The organism is Rhodococcus sp. NPDC080181 (genome assembly GCF_040702225.1).
In the GTDB taxonomy this organism is placed as follows: domain Bacteria; phylum Actinomycetota; class Actinomycetes; order Mycobacteriales; family Mycobacteriaceae; genus Rhodococcoides; species Rhodococcoides fascians.
Window position 1 is genome coordinate 102,955 of sequence record NZ_JBFBKN010000003.1, and the last position, 14,271, is coordinate 117,225.

A 14,271-nucleotide genomic window follows, 5' to 3' on the forward strand; every position below is an offset into this window, starting at 1 on the left:
TGCGATTTCCGTCCATAACTTCGAGCTCGCGGGGGTTTAATTTGTTGCATGTCACTGGCTGGTAGAGGGTTTGCGTTGAGGCTGATGGCCTCCGTCGTGCTACTTCTCGGGTCCGCCACGCTCGTGAGTGTCCCTGTTGCACAAGCAGATCCGGGACCCGGCTCGCCGATTCCAGCGAATGATCCGTTCTACGATTGGGACGGCGGCCTGGACGTCTCCCCGGGAACGGTGCTGCGGTCGAGGCCCATGACGTTCCGTACCCCCACCCAGCCGACGCCGATCACAGGTAGCCAGGTGCTCTACAGGACTACCGACCAGCAGGGCGACGGTGTCGTCACGGTTGCCACGGTGCTGCGGCCCTTGGTCCCCGGGCCGACTCGGATCGTCTCGTACCACATGGCGTACGACGCCCTGGGCTCTCAGTGCAATCCCTCGTACACCCTCAGCGGCGGGTCCACGAGTCCCATTGCCGGCGCGGAACAGGCGGTCATTGCCGGTTACCTTGCAGCCGGCTACACCGTCGTCGTGCCGGATTACGAGGGCGAGGAGCTCGAATGGACGATCGGGCGGCAGTCGGGCTACGCCGCTCTGGACGGCATTCGTGCCGCGCAGTCCCTCCTGCAGCTTCCGTCGAGCACGCCCGTCGGCATGGTCGGGTACTCCGGTGGATCCGTCCCGACGCAGTGGGGTGCCGAAGTTGCCCCCGAATACGCGCCCGAGCTGAATCTGGTCGGTGCGGCGGCCGGCGGGCTACCGGTCGACCTGGCTCACAACCTTCCGTACGTCAGCGGTAACAGAGAGTGGGCGGGTGTCATCCCGGCACTGATCGTCGCCTACGAGCGTGCGTACGACCTCGACCTGAACAGTTTCATCTCCGACTACGGCCTCGAGGTGATCGACCAGGTCGATCAGGAATGCATCGCCCAGTTCGCCGACGACTACCCCACGCTCACCGACGCCTCGATGGTCAAGGCCCCGTACACCTCCCTGCTGGATGTACCCGAGGTGGTGGCGGCGATCGACGACAACATCATGGGCAGCCAGGGCACCCCGCGGACGCCGATGTTTCTGGCCGTCGGTCACGCCGATCCGATCGGCGATACCGTCATGATCACCGGCGACGTGCAGGGACTGGCGTACGGCTACTGCGGCCGGGGCGTGGATGTGCAGTACGCGCAGTACGACGGCCTGACGCACAGCGACGCCTTCCCGGCATTCGAGGCGCAGAGCCTGCAGTTCCTGACCGAACGGTTCAGCGGTGGGCCGACGCACAGCAACTGTGTGACGATCCCGCCCGGCAATGCCTTGACCCCGACTTCGTAGTTCTCTCAGATGGCCCCGAGATCGGCAGACAGCCAGTGTTCGGGGCGCAGGTAGAACACCACGTTCTCCTCGTGCTCACGGTTGGCCATCTCGAGGTAGCCGTCGACCTTCTCCGGGGGCAGGTAGCGGGCTGCCATGGCGCGCAGCAACTCGGGAGTACTCGGCTCCTCTCGCGCCACCGGACCTTCGACGCTGACGTAGCGGATCGTCGGATCGGACTGCTCGATCATCAGAGTGAATCGCCCTGCAGTCCTGATCAATTGGGCCTTCTTCGACGTGGCGCCGGTCAACACCCAGGCTTCACCGCCGGGGGTGTAGTCGTACCAGATCGGTACCGTCAGCGGGCCACGGTCCGCCCCGGCCGCTACCGAGAGGGCGGCGATATGCGATTCGGACAAATACTCTTCGCGTTCTGTCTTCGACAGTGCCATGAATCAACCGTAAGACTTCCCCGGGCGAAGTTCCAGACCTGATTCGACGCCCAATGTGGCCTGATCCTGGTCCGCCGTGGACAGTGGAGGGATGCCGATCGACGAGCCGAAGATTACGGGTAGCCCCGTGGGTCGCCGAGTCGTGCTCGGCCTGGTGGCGGCCGGGGTCGCGGGCATCGTCGGTGGGGGCGCGGTGCAGAAGGGTCTCGCGTCGGTACTCGGGCCGATCGGTAACCACGATCCGACGGGACTGATCGGACTGATTCCCGTGGGCGACAACTTTCGCTTCTATTCGGTGACGCAGGGCGCGCCGCGCAAGGACGAGAACTCCTATGCCCTGACGGTGGGCGGTTCCGTCGACACACCGCGCACGTTCACGCTGCAGGACCTCCGCGCGATGCCGCAGACGTCGTTGGTACGTGACTTCCAGTGCGTGACGGGATGGCGGGTACCCGAAGTTGCTTGGAGCGGAGTGCGATTGGCCGATATCCTCGATGCCGTCGGACCCACCGCGTCGGCGACGTCGTTGCGGTTCACCTCGTTCGACGGCACGTATACCGAGAGTCTGACGCTCGATCAGGCCCGTCGCGACGACGTGCTGGTTGCGTTGACCATGCTCGACGGCCCCGTCACCCACGATCACGGAGGTCCGGTTCGGCTGTTCGTCGCTTCGATGTACGGCTACAAGAGCATCAAGTGGCTCGGCGGAATCGAGTTGACGGACAACGTGGTTCCCGGATACTGGGAGAAACGTGGATACGACATCGATGCGTACGTCGGCGAGTCGAACGGACGTCGAGATGACCCCACGAGCTGACGACCGCGCACGGTTCGACCGGGTAGAACGGTACGTGCACTGGGCAGTCGGGGTCTTGGTGATCGTGTGCATGGTGACCGCGGCGATTCTGTACATCGGGTCGCTCGCGGTCCTCGTCGGCCATCGACCGATCGTGGAGTTCGTGCATGTGTGGTCGGGCTTTCTGTTGCCGATTCCGTTGATCCTCGGTGCGGTCTCACGCAGCTATCGCGCGGACCTCGGCCGTCTCAACAGATTCGTCGCCGACGATTGGAAGTGGTTGCGCTCCAAAGCGCGTCGGCTCGGGGCGGTGGGGGTCGGGAAATTCAACGCCGGCCAGAAGCTGAACGGTGCCCTGAGCGCCGGGTCGATTCTGGTACTCCTCGGTACCGGCGTCGTCATGTACTTCTCGGCGTGGAGTCCACTGCAATGGCGTATCGGTGCAACATTCGTACACGACTGGTTCGCCCTGGGATTCGGGCTACTCGTCGCCGGTCACATCACGTACGCCTGGCGTGACCCGGAAGCAATGCGCGGAATGACACAGGGTGCCGTGACCAGGGAGTGGGCAGAGCACGAGCATCCGGAGTGGTGACAACAGTTCAGTCCAGCGTCCTCACGCTGGCCGTATCGCAACACCGGGCATCAGTATTCGCAGGACACCCTGCGCCACTTCGGTTGCGGACTCCGCAGGACGCGTCAGGCAGCGGAAGAGAATGTTGTTGGTCAACATGATTGCGGCTTCGAGTGCCGGTGCGTCGTCGCTGAACACGCCGCTTTCACGTCCGCGTTCGAGAATGGGGACCACAGCGGACGGGAGGTAGAGGTTTTCGATGACCGTCGTGATGGTGCTCGGTTGGTGGAATTGTTCGAAGCTCAACGCGAGCAGCATGCCCGAGCTCATGGCTCGATTGTCGATGACGAACTCGCCCAAAGAAACCAACGTGCGTTGCAGTGCGGTGGCGGGGTCGACTCCGAGGCGTTCGTCGGCGCGACGGAGCCGGAGCACACGGTCGAATTCGGGCTTCAGCGCCGCAACGATGATGTCGACCTTGCTCGGAAACAGTCGTCGAAGGTCTTCTACGCGGATCTTCGCCGCCGCCGCGATGTCGGCCAGGGTGACCAGGAAGTAGCCGTTGTCGACGAACAGAGTTTCGGTCGCCGCGATCACGTCGGCCTCGAGGTCGGGCCGCAGAGCATCCGAGATTTCGCCCGGATCGGGTTGGGCAACGGTGCGGTCGGAATGCAGTGGGTCTATGGCCCACTGGAGAATCGAGTTGGTGGCCGATGCAACGTCGTCGGAGGACACCGAGCCCGGCGTGAGCACCTCCCGGAGCGCCAACCCGTCGAGCAGAGCCCCGACGACCGCCGAGAGGTTTGTCAGCGACAGTGGTTGGCGCAACGATCCGCCGTGAGCCTGCACCGCTCGGCCGATGATGGATCGCAGGTCGGTGTCGAAGCGCTCGAACTCGGGGATTACGGCCTTTTGGGCACCGTTGTGGTCGGCAGCCAGCAGCACTGCGACGAGGCGACGTCGCATGAGACCGGACGTGAGGTCGTCGAACAGCGCCGACACCGGACCTTTCACGTCCTGGGTGCCGGCAGGAGCCGCCGTACCGGTGTACTCGAGTGTGAGGTGGTCGAGGAGGTCTTCGACGAAAGCTTCCTTGCCGCCGGACCCGCCGCCGCGAGAGTTACCGGGGTACGTGTTGTGGAAAGTTTGGTGCGACAGCCCTGCGCGTTCGACGACGGCCGAGATCGAGAGCGAACGCGCAAGGTCGGTCGTGTCCATCTCACCGAGCAGGCGATATCCGGCCTGAAGGAACTGCTCCCGTGGGAGTGACTTCTGGTTCACCGACTACCGCCTTCGTCCACCTGCACCGCATTGTTGGATCTTGAACTATAGCAATTGGATGGTCCGGTTCCCATTGTTTAGTTTCAACTAAAGCATGGTGTAGCCCAACATGCTTTATGGAGTAAGGCCTCGAATAAGCTTGTGTTGCATGGAGTTCGGCAACCGTGGTCAGATTCAGACCGGTCCGTAGGCCGATTGCATGAGGAGGCCAAGATGGTAGCGACGAGTCATCGACCCCAACTTTATTCGCGAGTCTCGGTGTCGAGCGGCGTCCGCTCTCCACTCGGTACCAGGCCCGGCGGAGCGAGGCCCACCCCTGCGCCCGCGCGGGCTGTGCGGGTGTACACCTCACCGGGCCTGACCGCGCGTGAGATCACCGTGCTCAAGGCGTGGCTGGACTGCGATTCCAAGGTCGACGTGGGCGCACGCCTCCACATCGCATTGGGCACCGTCAACACGCACCTGACGAGAATCCGTGACAAGTACTCCCGCGTCGGCCGCGCCGCTCCAACGAAAGCTGCACTCGTCGCGCGCGCCCTGCAAGACGGCATCGTGAAACTGGACGAGCTCTGAAGCTGGATTGTCCGCGTTGCTGGAACCTGTGGATGCGTTCCCGAGTTAGTCGGCAGTCGCCGCCCCGGACCGTAAGCGGTAGATCATCCGAGTGAATGAGAAGACTCCATTCGTCCACTGGCAAGGGTGAAGAGGGAGATGCAGTCGGTCCTGTAAACAACGCCGGGACGAACCTCATGTTGTGAGTGGAAACTCGACCCCTGCTACGAAGTTTCGCTCACCTGGTGCGGAGCACCAATTCCGTGGGGTGAGCATCGGCGGGGGTATCGATTGCGTTGCGCACTGCACGGGCAACGGTGCTGGGCTGCAAGAACTTCGAGCCGTCGTACTCCCCGCCTTCGTGCGCGACGATCTCCTGCTGCATCTCGGTGTCGATGCGTCCTGGGTGCACCGAGGTGACGCGCAACGACGGCTCCTCGAGGCGCAGTGCATCAGCGAAGGCGCGGAGCGCGAACTTGCTCGCCGCGTAGGCACCCCAACCGGGGTTGGCGCGTATGCCGGCACCCGAATTGATCAGCACCACATGGCCTTTGGCGGAGCGCAGTGCAGGGAGTAGCAATCGAGTGAGTTCCACGACGGCGATGACGTTCACCTCGTATTGGCGACGCCAATCGTCCGCCGTCGACTCTTCGACCGTCCCGAGCGCTGCCACCCCGGCGTTGTGCACCAACACATCCAGAGAATCGATGTTCGACGCGGCGGCGGCCACCGCGTCCGGATCGGTCAGTTCCACCGGCCACGGGGTGGACCCGGACAGTTCCGACGCAATGGGGGCGAGGGACTCGGTGGACCGACCACCCAGCAACACGTGATGGTCCGGAGCGAGCAATCGAGCGATATGGGCCCCGAGACCCCGGCTTGCTCCGGTCACCAACGCAGTACGAGTCATGAACTCAGGTTAGCTAGAAGCTCATCCCCGCCTCGGATGCCCATGCCTGGGTGGTGTTCGCGCCGTCGAGTTCCTCGCGGATGATGTCTGCGTGGCCGGCGTGCTGGGAGATTTCGCGAAGGATGTGCAGAACCGTGAATCGTGCACTCTGCCAGATTCGTTCGGGTGCCCACGGCGCCGTCGGGACAGGTACCGACAGGTCGAGGTCCAAGGTTTCCAGCGCTGCCGAGGTGGCACCGGCCACCTGTTCCCATTCGGCGACGAGTCCGGCGACGGTCTCGTTTTCGGCCATCACGTACTCGCTGCCGGCGGCGGCCATGTCGAATTCGGCCGTCTCGTCCAGCTCTGCGATCACTGTCATCCAGTGGCGCTCGTTGCTGATCACGTGGTGCAGCAGTCCGCCGAGGGTCAGCTCGCTCGCGGTGGTGCGGGTACGAGCCTGTTCCTCGCTGATGCCGCGGACGGTGATGAGAAAGTTCGCGCGCTGTTCGGCGAGCATTTTCTGAATGTCGGTGTTCTCGGTGGCCATCGTTTTCCTCCTGGTAGCTGGTGAAACTCACACTAGGAGCGGTCGCGGACACCTTCGGTCCGCAATCCAACCGAGCAGAAATCGGCCGCCGGACGCAAACTATCTGCATGGGCGATCGCGGTTTCACTTCCACGCAGCTGGCCGCACGTGCGGCGTATCTGCTCCGAGGCAACGACCTGGGCACCATGACCAGCGCAGCACCCAGGTTGTACCCGCACATGTGGAGTTGGGACGCCGCATTCGTTTCCGTCGGCTTGGCACCGTTGAGCGTCGAGCGGGCCGTCGTGGAGATGGACACGTTGCTGTCGGCGCAGTGGAAGAACGGGATGATTCCGCACATCGTGTTCGCCAACGGTGTCGACGGCTACTTCCCCGGCCCTGCGCGGTGGGCCACCGGGACGCTGGCGACCCACGCTCCGATGAGTCCGCAAACTTCCGGAATCACCCAACCGCCCGTCCACGCGATCGCCGTGCAGCGCATTCTCGATCACTCCAAACGCCACGGCCGCACGACGCGAGCGGCGGCGGAGGAGTTCCTGGATCGCCGCTGGGGTGATCTGGTGCGGTGGCATCGTTGGCTCGCCCAGGCCCGCGACGTCGACGACAACGGACGCATCGCGCTGTTCCATGGCTGGGAGTCCGGTATGGACAATTCGCCGCGATGGGATTCGGCCTACGCCAATGTGGTTGCCGGAGAGATGGATCCGTACTTTCGCGAGGACAAGGCGGTCATCACGGACTCGTCTCAGCGGCCCAGCAATCTCGAGTACGACCGCTACATCTGGTTGGTGGAGGAGATGAAACAAGTCGGCTACGACGACGATGCGTTGAAGACCAAGATGAGCTTCGCCGTCGAGGACGTGTTCGTCAGTGCCATCTTCGCCGTCGCGTGCGACGTCCTCGCCACCATCGGGGAGGACCACTCGCGGCCGCGCTCGGATGTGCGCGAATTGCGCGGGTGGGCGGACAAGTTCCGCACGGGAGTCATCGCGACCACCGACACGCGCTCGGGCGGGGCACGAGATTTCGATCTACGGACGGGTCAGTGGATCGGCACGGAGACCATTGCCATGTTCGCGCCGCTGCTGTGCGGCGGATTGCCGCGCGAGCAGGAGCGCAATCTCATTCGGATCTTCGAGGGCACCCGGTTCTGCGGACATCCGGACCTGCGGTACGCGGTACCGCCGTCGACGTCCCCGGTGTCGAAGGACTTCCGTGCTCGCGAGTACTGGCGTGGACCGGTGTGGCCGGTGATGACATGGCTGTTCTCGTGGGCTTTCGCACGCCGCGGGTGGTCGGAGCGATCACTGTCTTTGCGAGACGAGGGTCTGCGTCAGGCGAGTGACGGCAGCTTCGCCGAGTACTACGAGCCGTTCACCGGGAAGCCGCTCGGCAGCATGCAGCAGTCCTGGACGGCCGCTGCCGTGCTGGATTGGCTCGGATGAGCCAGCCGGGTCAGCTGAGGTAGCTGTCGACCAGCGGGCCGACGACGTCGAACGAGGTGGCGTCGGGCACGAGGTACTTGGCGATCGTGCCGCAGACGAAGGGGTGCCACGCGGAACCGGAATCGGTTCCCATCGAGGACACGGCGAGGATGTCGCCGAAGTAGATGCCCGGCAGGTGCCGCTGGGCGAGTTCGTCGTTGTGCGAGGCAACGGCGAGCAACTCTTCGGCGTGGCTGCGATCGATGTCGTCGCCCATGGACCCGAGCAGGTCGGCGCTGTCGGCGCTGGACCGAACGGGGTCGCTGTCGAGCAACGTCAGTGCACCGACCGTGACGCCGCGACTCTGCAGCTCGACGGCGATGGCGTGCGCGAGTACTCCACCGAAGGACGTGCCCAGCAGGTGCACGGCCCCGTCGGTCTGGATGCGAACGATGTCGTCGGCGTACTGCGAGGCCAAGGCGACGAGGGACTCCGCGAGCTCTCCCGACGTCGGGACCTGGACGCCGTAGATGGGACGCGCGTCGTCGACGTGTGCTGCGAGTTCCGCGTAGCAGTCGACCAGCCCGACGAGGGGGTGGATGCAGAACACCGGGTCGAGGTGGCCGGCCGTACGAATCGGTGCGATGGTCGGCACCGCGTAATCGGACGGGTCGAGTTCCGTGAGAGCCACGTGGATGCGATCGTTCACGACAGTCATGGGTGCGCCTCCGAGCCAAGAGAAGTAGTTCGTGTTTCTATGGTTTGTTCGTGCCGACTCTGGGTATGTCGCCGTCGGCAGCGTGAGTGTTACCCACGTCTCATCGAGAACGACTCAACCACGTCTCGGAACAGAACGCATTAGTGACTGTTCACCATCGTCGGCTCGGGCCCACCGGGCGTCCCGCACGTGTTTTCCCGCCGATGACGGGCGTCCACCTGCAGATCCAGCAGCCAGACCAGTAGTCCGGCAATGGCGAACACGGCCCCCGCAGCGCACACTCCCGTCCACTCGAAATGCTTCCACGCCCACGTCCCAACGGCAGATCCTGCTGAGGCGCCCACGAAGTACGTCGTCATGTAGACGGAGTTGATTCGGGCGCGAGCAGCCGGTTCCAGGGCGTAGACGATGTGCTGGTTGCTCACGTGCACGCCCTGCAGTGCCAGGTCGAGAAGTACGAATGCGACCACGAACACCACCCAGTAGTGGCCGCCGACGGCGAACATCGGCCAGAGTGCGATCAGCAGAACCGCACAGGTACCGCTGGCCCATTGCACCAGTCCGCGGTCTGCGAGCCGGCCCGCGACGGAGGCCATCAAAGCGCCGCCGACACCGGCCAATCCGATCAGTCCGATCTGGACGGCACCGAAACCGAACCTCGACGACAGCAACAGCGTCATCGTCGCGAACACCGTGCTCACCGACGCGAAGCCGAGACCGCCGAGCACCGCGCGAGTCCGAAGCCTGGGGTGGGTGCGCACCAGCCGAATCATCGACACCAGCGCCGAGCCGTAGGTGACGGTCGCCGTCACGGTGTTGCGTGGCAGCACCCGCCACAGGCCGACCGCGGCGATCAGCATCAACACCGCGGCCACACGGTAGACGCCCTGCCACCCCGTCACCGACGACAGCAGCCCCGAGATGCTGCGGGCCAGCAGGATGCCCGTCAGCAACCCGCCCATGACCACTCCGACGATGCGTCCCGCTTGCTCCGGGTGCGCCATCGACGCGGCGAACGGCACGATCACCTGCGCCGCCACCGAGAACAGTCCAGCGATCGCCGTGCCGACGAGGAGCCAGGAGAGGCCGGGCGCGAATCCGGTGATCGCCTGACCCGTCGCAGCGAGAATCATCAGCCCGACGCTCAACGCGCGGCGATCGACGACGTCGCCGAGAGGCACGATGAGCAGCAGGCCGAGGGCGTAGGAAATCTGTGCGACGGTCACCGAGGTGGCTGCCGCTGTCTCGGACACGACGAATTCGGTGGCAATGAGGTCGAGCAGCGGCTGGTTGAGATAGTTGCCGCCGGCCGAGAGTCCGGTGGCGATCGCCATCAGGGCGACGACCGGGGTGCTCACGCCGGTGCGCGAGGTGCTTGCTGTCTTCACAAGAACAAGGGTGCTCGTTGCACATCCAGCTGTCCAATAGAACGTTACGAACGATCGATCGTCTAAACAGATAGAGTTGCGAAGCGTGGAACTCAGACACATCCGGTACGCCGTGGCGGTCGCCGAAGAGCAGCACTTCGGGCGTGCAGCAGCTCGGCTGCGAGTCGCTCAATCGGCGCTGAGCAGCCAGATCAGAGACCTGGAAAAAGAGCTGGGCGTAGAACTGTTCGCGCGCACGAGCCGAAGCGTCACCATCACCCCGGCCGGACAGATCTTTCTCGAACGCGCGCACAGCGTGCTCGGTGCCGTGTCCCGATTGGTGGCCGACGTCGCGCCCGATCCCACGACCGCCATCAGGCGGCTGCGTATCGGCATGATTGCGCCTCTCGCCCGTGTCGATCTGGCCGCGGTGGTCGGCCGGATCTCCCAGCGATTTCCCAACACGTCGGTGACGTTGCTGCCGCGGCCGAGCGCCGACGTTCTCGACGGCATCGCACGCGGAGACCTCGATCTCGGAATCATCGGGCTCGCGCCCGGACGCCCACATCCGGGATTGACCGTCACCGCCCTGTGGACCGAGCCACTGTCACTGTTCGTCGGTCCCGATCATCCTTGGGCTCAAAGGAATTCGATACGGTTGGCCGACCTGTCCGAGATGACGATGATCGACCGGCCGGCGGGAAGCGAGGCCAGACTGCAATCCGATCATGCATTCACCCGCTCGTCGGTTCCCCGTGGACACATTCTGGAGGCCGATTCGGCCGACCTCATCGGTCAACTCACCGCAGCAGGGTTGGGGGTGACACTGCTGCCGTCGTCCTTGGCGTCGATCCTCCCCGAACTGCACATGATCGACGTCATCGATGCACCGACCCGAACGGTGTCGGTGGTGACCAACCCCGAGCACGCGAATGCGGTGATCGCCGCCGTGGTCGAGGACTTGATCGCGTCGTCGGTGGCGACGTGATCACCGCCCGACGCCCGTAATCGAGGATTCGACTACGGGCATCGTGGCTCACTCGAAACAGTCTGGGCTAGGCGGACTTCCACACCGCGACGATGGACGGCCGCGGCTGCGTGTCGCCGCCGTCGGGCCAGTGCGAGATCGGAGCGTCGGCGGTGGCGTCGTCGCTTTCACCCGGGTGCTGGACGCAGACCATGACGCGCTCATCGGTGACGATGGGGCCGCAGGTCTCGCCGCCGGCGGGGACGGTCAGGAACTGACGTGTCTCGCCGCGACGGGGGCCGTCGAGCACCACGGCGAACAGGCCGTCGTTGGAGTCGAGGGCATTACCGTCGGTCGAGACCCACAGGTTGCCCTTCGAGTCGAAGGCGAGATTGTCGGGGCACGAGATGGGGCTGACCTGACTCTTGTCGAATCCGCCGAAGTACGTGTCGGCCTCCTTCGGATCACCGCAGACCAGCAGGAGGTTCCACGTGAACGACGTCCCGGCGTGGTCGTCGTCGAGTTCGAGTACCTGCCCGTTCTTGTTCTTGTTGCGGGGGTTTGCCTCGTCGGCGGCCGCTTTGCCCTCGGTGCCGCGGTTGGAGTTGTTGGTCAGTGCGACATACACCTTGCCGGTCACCGGGTTCGGCTCGAAGTCTTCGGGGCGGTCCATCTTGGTTGCGCCCACTGCGTCACCCGCCTGACGGGTGAACACGGCGACCTCCTCGGCCGACATACCGTCGACGAGAGACTTGCCGCGGCCGTCCTCGCCGGTTTCGAGCAAGGGGATCCACGTTCCACTGCCACGGAATTCACCGTTGGAGGGCAGCGTGCCCGAGCCATCGATCTCGTCGGGCGTATCGCCGGTGAGGCTGGCGACGTACAGCGTGCCGGCGTCGAGCAAGGTCAGGTTGTTGCGCATCGCGGCCTGGCCGGTGCCGGGCATCATCTTTCGGCTCGAGACGAACTTGTACATGTAGTCGAAGCGTTCGTCGTCGCCGCTGTACGCCACGACGGTGCCGTCGTCGGTGACGTGGATGGTCGCGGCCTCGTGCTTGAACCGGCCCAGAGCGGTGTGCTTGATCGGGGCCGACTGCGGATCCCACGGATTCACCTCGACGATGTAGCCGAATCGGTTGACCTCGTTGGGTTCCTGCGCCAGATCGAATCGCTTGTCGAAGCGCTCCCACTTACGTTCGCTGGCACCGCCCTCGACGCCGTAGCGCGACAGGCGCTTGGCCACAGTCGCATCCGTGACGGTCTCGGCGTTGGCGAAATACTGGTTGAAGTTCTCCTCGCCGGAGAGCACCGTTCCCCACGGGGTCAGACCGCCCGAGCAGTTGTTGAACGTGCCGAACACCTTGGTGCCGGTGGGGTCCACGCTGGTCTTGAGGAAGTCGCTGCCTGCGGCGGGCCCGGTGATGACGAACGCGGTGGTGCCGGTGATGCGCCGGTTGTACTGGCCCATAGCGGGGGTGAGCTTGCCGGTGCCCGATTCGCCCTGCACCTGCACCACGGAAAGGCCGTGTGCCGCAAGGGCTACGTCGAACTGCTCGCGGGTGGGGTTCTCCGCGTCGTAGCCCTTGAACATTGCCGGTTCCGTGCTGTACTCGTGGTTGACCACCAGCAGGTGGGCGTTGGGCGTGCCCTCGATCGGCAGCAGGCCGGCGAAGTCGTTGTTGAAACCGAACTGCTTCTCCTGCGCCGCGCCGGTCTGCTTGTCGAAGTCGAAGGCCGGTGCGCCCGCGACGACGGCGTCGCCCCAGCGAATGACGATGCCCTGCTCGTAGCCGTCGGGAACGACGACCGCATCCTCGGTGTTCGGTTCCACTGCAACGAAATCAACGCCGTCGACGGGCGGGGTATCGGAGCCCGAGGTGGTCGAGGTTCCGGTGGCTGCCGGCTCGTCGGTCGAGCATGCGGCCAGCGCGCTACCCGCGCCGACGGCGAGCACTGCCATCGCCCCGCCCTTGATGACGCCGCGCCGCGACATCGCGGTCTTGACGATGTCGCCGAAGTACTGGCCCTTCGACGTATTGGGAATCTCGTGGAAACAGGCATCGCCGCACTTGTACTTGCAGGTCAACGATGATCGTTTGGAGCTTCCGTCGTGAACGGCGAACAGGGGCAGTGGCTTCATGTCACGGCACGCTGTCACCCAAAAGCGAAAGTAAAGGAACGTTCAGGTGAAGTTGGGGAGAACGAGGTTGCCCTAACGTCCGATCGTCTGCCATAGCGGATCGGCCGGTCCGATGTCGTAAGTGCAGTCCGTGGGCCGCGGATCCGGTACGAAAGCCCACAACAGCGCCCCTGCTGTACCAGCGGCACGCTGGCCGTCGATCTTCGCGGCAATACCGGCTGCTCGAGAATCGACATCGCCACATGAACCGGCGAGTTGGCCGATCTCCCCGACCAGCAGAGGTTTGCCCACCGCGGCGCTCTGAGTGATCCGCCGCTGCAACCCGTTCCACTGATCTCCGGGCAACGGCACGCCGTCAGCACCGTAATCGTGGTACTGCAACACATCGACGAAGGGCGACTGGGCGAGGTACTCGTACTCGTCACCCTGGCTTCCGCACTGGCCTCCGCCGGTGAGGCCCGCTGTGATCACAGTGCGAGGATCGACGGAGCGGAGCTGTTGTCCTGCAGTGTCGAAGAACGAGCGAAGCACCTCTGTAGCACCGGCCGTACAGGTCCGGCTGGACCAGGAGCACGACGCATCCGTGCACGAACTCGTCTCCGGTTCACCGACCAGCTCCCACGCAGCCAACGCCGACGAGTCCTTCCACCGATTCGCAGCGGTGAGCATCCATTGCTGGAAGCTGATCTTCGCGGTCGAGCTGGGCGTGCCGGGGGCCGTCGTCCAGCCGTCGACGTACCACTGCCTGTCTTTGAAGACGTTCCCCTCGCACGCCCCGTCCTGGGGTGACAGCACCGGTACGAGGAGTTGATCGTGAGCCTCGGCGGCGGCGAAGACCGCATCCATCGGCCCGAAGTCGAGGGCACCGGTGAATCGGTTGATCGCCAATGCCTGAAAGGCGTCGAACCGGGTCAGCGAATGCGGAGGAAGCGCCTCGAAGTAACTGTCCAGGTCCACCATCGCCCCGCATCCGGCATTGACCGACCAATCGGTGGCGAGTTGGTAGGCGTTGAACCCGGTCGGCCACCACGGTCGACCGTCGAGTGCGAGACCATCGGTGCTCGCGGAGACACGAGCGCCGGCAACAGGTGCCGCCGTGGCGGTCTCGGCCATGCCCGGTACGACCGTCGACATCAGGACAGCACCGAGAATGCACTGAAGAACTTTCGACGCGATGCGCATCGCCGTAATGGTAGACGCGGATGCGTAGATTCCGAAGCCGTCGATGACGAGCGGCTTTACCGAATTCGACTTCGTGC

The 14,271-nt window shown here is 64.4% G+C and carries 13 protein-coding genes and 1 pseudogene; 6 read left to right on the top strand and 8 right to left on the bottom strand.

What is annotated here, in order from left to right; translation table 11 throughout:
• Positions 1 to 84 precede the first annotated feature (84 nt).
• On the top strand, positions 85 to 1,323 hold the full coding sequence (locus AB0O58_RS04465) for a lipase family protein (RefSeq protein WP_196250957.1): 1,239 nt from the start codon (positions 85 to 87) through the stop codon (positions 1,321 to 1,323).
• Positions 1,324 to 1,328: 5 nt separating this feature from the next.
• Here AB0O58_RS04465 and AB0O58_RS04470 read toward each other — a convergent pair whose 3' ends face one another.
• Entirely contained in the window at positions 1,329 to 1,754 is a 426-nt protein-coding gene (locus AB0O58_RS04470) for a pyridoxamine 5'-phosphate oxidase family protein (protein ID WP_032399368.1), read from the bottom strand.
• Between the two features lie 91 nt (positions 1,755 to 1,845).
• Between AB0O58_RS04470 and AB0O58_RS04475 the strand changes: the two genes are divergently transcribed.
• Positions 1,846 to 2,571, top strand: coding sequence for a molybdopterin-dependent oxidoreductase (locus AB0O58_RS04475; protein ID WP_080736367.1), 726 nt, complete (start codon positions 1,846 to 1,848; stop codon positions 2,569 to 2,571).
• Positions 2,555 to 3,145, top strand: a complete 591-nt coding sequence (locus AB0O58_RS04480; protein ID WP_032399370.1) for a cytochrome b/b6 domain-containing protein — start codon at positions 2,555 to 2,557, stop codon at positions 3,143 to 3,145. Before AB0O58_RS04475 ends, AB0O58_RS04480 begins: the two co-directional genes overlap by 17 nt.
• 21 nt (positions 3,146 to 3,166) lie before the next feature.
• Here AB0O58_RS04480 and AB0O58_RS04485 read toward each other — a convergent pair whose 3' ends face one another.
• Positions 3,167 to 4,405, bottom strand: a complete 1,239-nt coding sequence (locus tag AB0O58_RS04485; protein ID WP_032399371.1) for a TetR/AcrR family transcriptional regulator — start codon at positions 4,403 to 4,405, stop codon at positions 3,167 to 3,169.
• 351 nt (positions 4,406 to 4,756) lie between these two features.
• Between AB0O58_RS04485 and AB0O58_RS04490 the strand changes: the two are divergent.
• A pseudogene (locus tag AB0O58_RS04490) lies at positions 4,757 to 4,978 on the top strand (LuxR C-terminal-related transcriptional regulator); the annotation flags it as partial.
• Positions 4,979 to 5,195: 217 nt separating this feature from the next.
• On the opposite strand, the gene AB0O58_RS04495 reads toward AB0O58_RS04490, so the two are convergent.
• Entirely contained in the window at positions 5,196 to 5,867 is a 672-nt protein-coding gene (locus tag AB0O58_RS04495; RefSeq protein WP_032399372.1) for an SDR family oxidoreductase, read from the bottom strand.
• A 13-nt stretch (positions 5,868 to 5,880) separates the two neighbouring features.
• The gene (locus AB0O58_RS04500) at positions 5,881 to 6,396 is read right to left on the bottom strand and encodes a DinB family protein (protein WP_032371379.1); all 516 of its coding nucleotides are present in this window, start codon (positions 6,394 to 6,396) and stop codon (positions 5,881 to 5,883) included.
• Between the two features lie 107 nt (positions 6,397 to 6,503).
• Between AB0O58_RS04500 and AB0O58_RS04505 the strand changes: the two genes are divergently transcribed.
• Positions 6,504 to 7,841 carry an amylo-alpha-1,6-glucosidase gene (locus AB0O58_RS04505; protein WP_032399374.1) on the top strand — a complete coding sequence of 446 codons (1,338 nt, stop codon included), beginning with the start codon at positions 6,504 to 6,506 and terminating at the stop codon, positions 7,839 to 7,841.
• Between the two features lie 10 nt (positions 7,842 to 7,851).
• Here the strand turns inward: AB0O58_RS04505 and AB0O58_RS04510 are convergent, their stop codons facing one another.
• Together AB0O58_RS04510 and AB0O58_RS04515 are read right to left on the bottom strand one after the other, a co-directional pair.
• Positions 7,852 to 8,538, bottom strand: coding sequence for a thioesterase domain-containing protein (locus AB0O58_RS04510; RefSeq protein WP_032399375.1), 687 nt, complete (start codon positions 8,536 to 8,538; stop codon positions 7,852 to 7,854).
• A 140-nt stretch (positions 8,539 to 8,678) separates the two neighbouring features.
• On the bottom strand, positions 8,679 to 9,872 hold the full coding sequence (locus tag AB0O58_RS04515) for an MFS transporter (protein ID WP_230593361.1): 1,194 nt from the start codon (positions 9,870 to 9,872) through the stop codon (positions 8,679 to 8,681).
• A 139-nt stretch (positions 9,873 to 10,011) separates the two neighbouring features.
• Here AB0O58_RS04515 and AB0O58_RS04520 point away from each other — a divergent pair, with 139 nt between their 5' ends.
• Positions 10,012 to 10,893: a LysR family transcriptional regulator gene (locus AB0O58_RS04520; RefSeq protein WP_032399377.1), complete on the top strand. Its 882-nt coding sequence runs from the start codon at positions 10,012 to 10,014 to the stop codon at positions 10,891 to 10,893.
• Positions 10,894 to 10,960: 67 nt separating this feature from the next.
• Here the strand turns inward: AB0O58_RS04520 and AB0O58_RS04525 are convergent, their stop codons facing one another.
• Positions 10,961 to 13,012, bottom strand: coding sequence for a PhoX family phosphatase (locus AB0O58_RS04525; RefSeq protein ID WP_032399378.1), 2,052 nt, complete (start codon positions 13,010 to 13,012; stop codon positions 10,961 to 10,963).
• A gap of 72 nt (positions 13,013 to 13,084) precedes the next feature.
• On the bottom strand, positions 13,085 to 14,146 hold the full coding sequence (locus AB0O58_RS04530; protein WP_052061296.1) for a cellulase family glycosylhydrolase: 1,062 nt from the start codon (positions 14,144 to 14,146) through the stop codon (positions 13,085 to 13,087).
• Positions 14,147 to 14,271: the final 125 nt, after the last annotated feature.

Excerpts from the sequence above, each read along its gene's own strand:
- AB0O58_RS04465 (WP_196250957.1), top strand. The coding sequence starts at position 85 with ATGGCCTCCGTCGTGCTACTTCTCGGGTCCGCCACGCTCGTGAGTGTC.
- AB0O58_RS04470 (WP_032399368.1), bottom strand. The coding sequence starts at position 1,754 with ATGGCACTGTCGAAGACAGAACGCGAAGAGTATTTGTCCGAATCGCAT.
- AB0O58_RS04475 (WP_080736367.1), top strand. The coding sequence starts at position 1,846 with ATGCCGATCGACGAGCCGAAGATTACGGGTAGCCCCGTGGGTCGCCGA.
- AB0O58_RS04480 (WP_032399370.1), top strand. The coding sequence starts at position 2,555 with ATGACCCCACGAGCTGACGACCGCGCACGGTTCGACCGGGTAGAACGG.
- AB0O58_RS04495 (WP_032399372.1), bottom strand. The coding sequence starts at position 5,867 with ATGACTCGTACTGCGTTGGTGACCGGAGCAAGCCGGGGTCTCGGGGCC.
- AB0O58_RS04500 (WP_032371379.1), bottom strand. The coding sequence starts at position 6,396 with ATGGCCACCGAGAACACCGACATTCAGAAAATGCTCGCCGAACAGCGC.
- AB0O58_RS04505 (WP_032399374.1), top strand. The coding sequence starts at position 6,504 with ATGGGCGATCGCGGTTTCACTTCCACGCAGCTGGCCGCACGTGCGGCG.
- AB0O58_RS04510 (WP_032399375.1), bottom strand. The coding sequence starts at position 8,538 with ATGACTGTCGTGAACGATCGCATCCACGTGGCTCTCACGGAACTCGAC.
- AB0O58_RS04515 (WP_230593361.1), bottom strand. The coding sequence starts at position 9,872 with ATGGCGATCGCCACCGGACTCTCGGCCGGCGGCAACTATCTCAACCAG.
- AB0O58_RS04525 (WP_032399378.1), bottom strand. The coding sequence starts at position 13,012 with ATGAAGCCACTGCCCCTGTTCGCCGTTCACGACGGAAGCTCCAAACGA.
- AB0O58_RS04530 (WP_052061296.1), bottom strand. The coding sequence starts at position 14,146 with ATGTCGACGGTCGTACCGGGCATGGCCGAGACCGCCACGGCGGCACCT.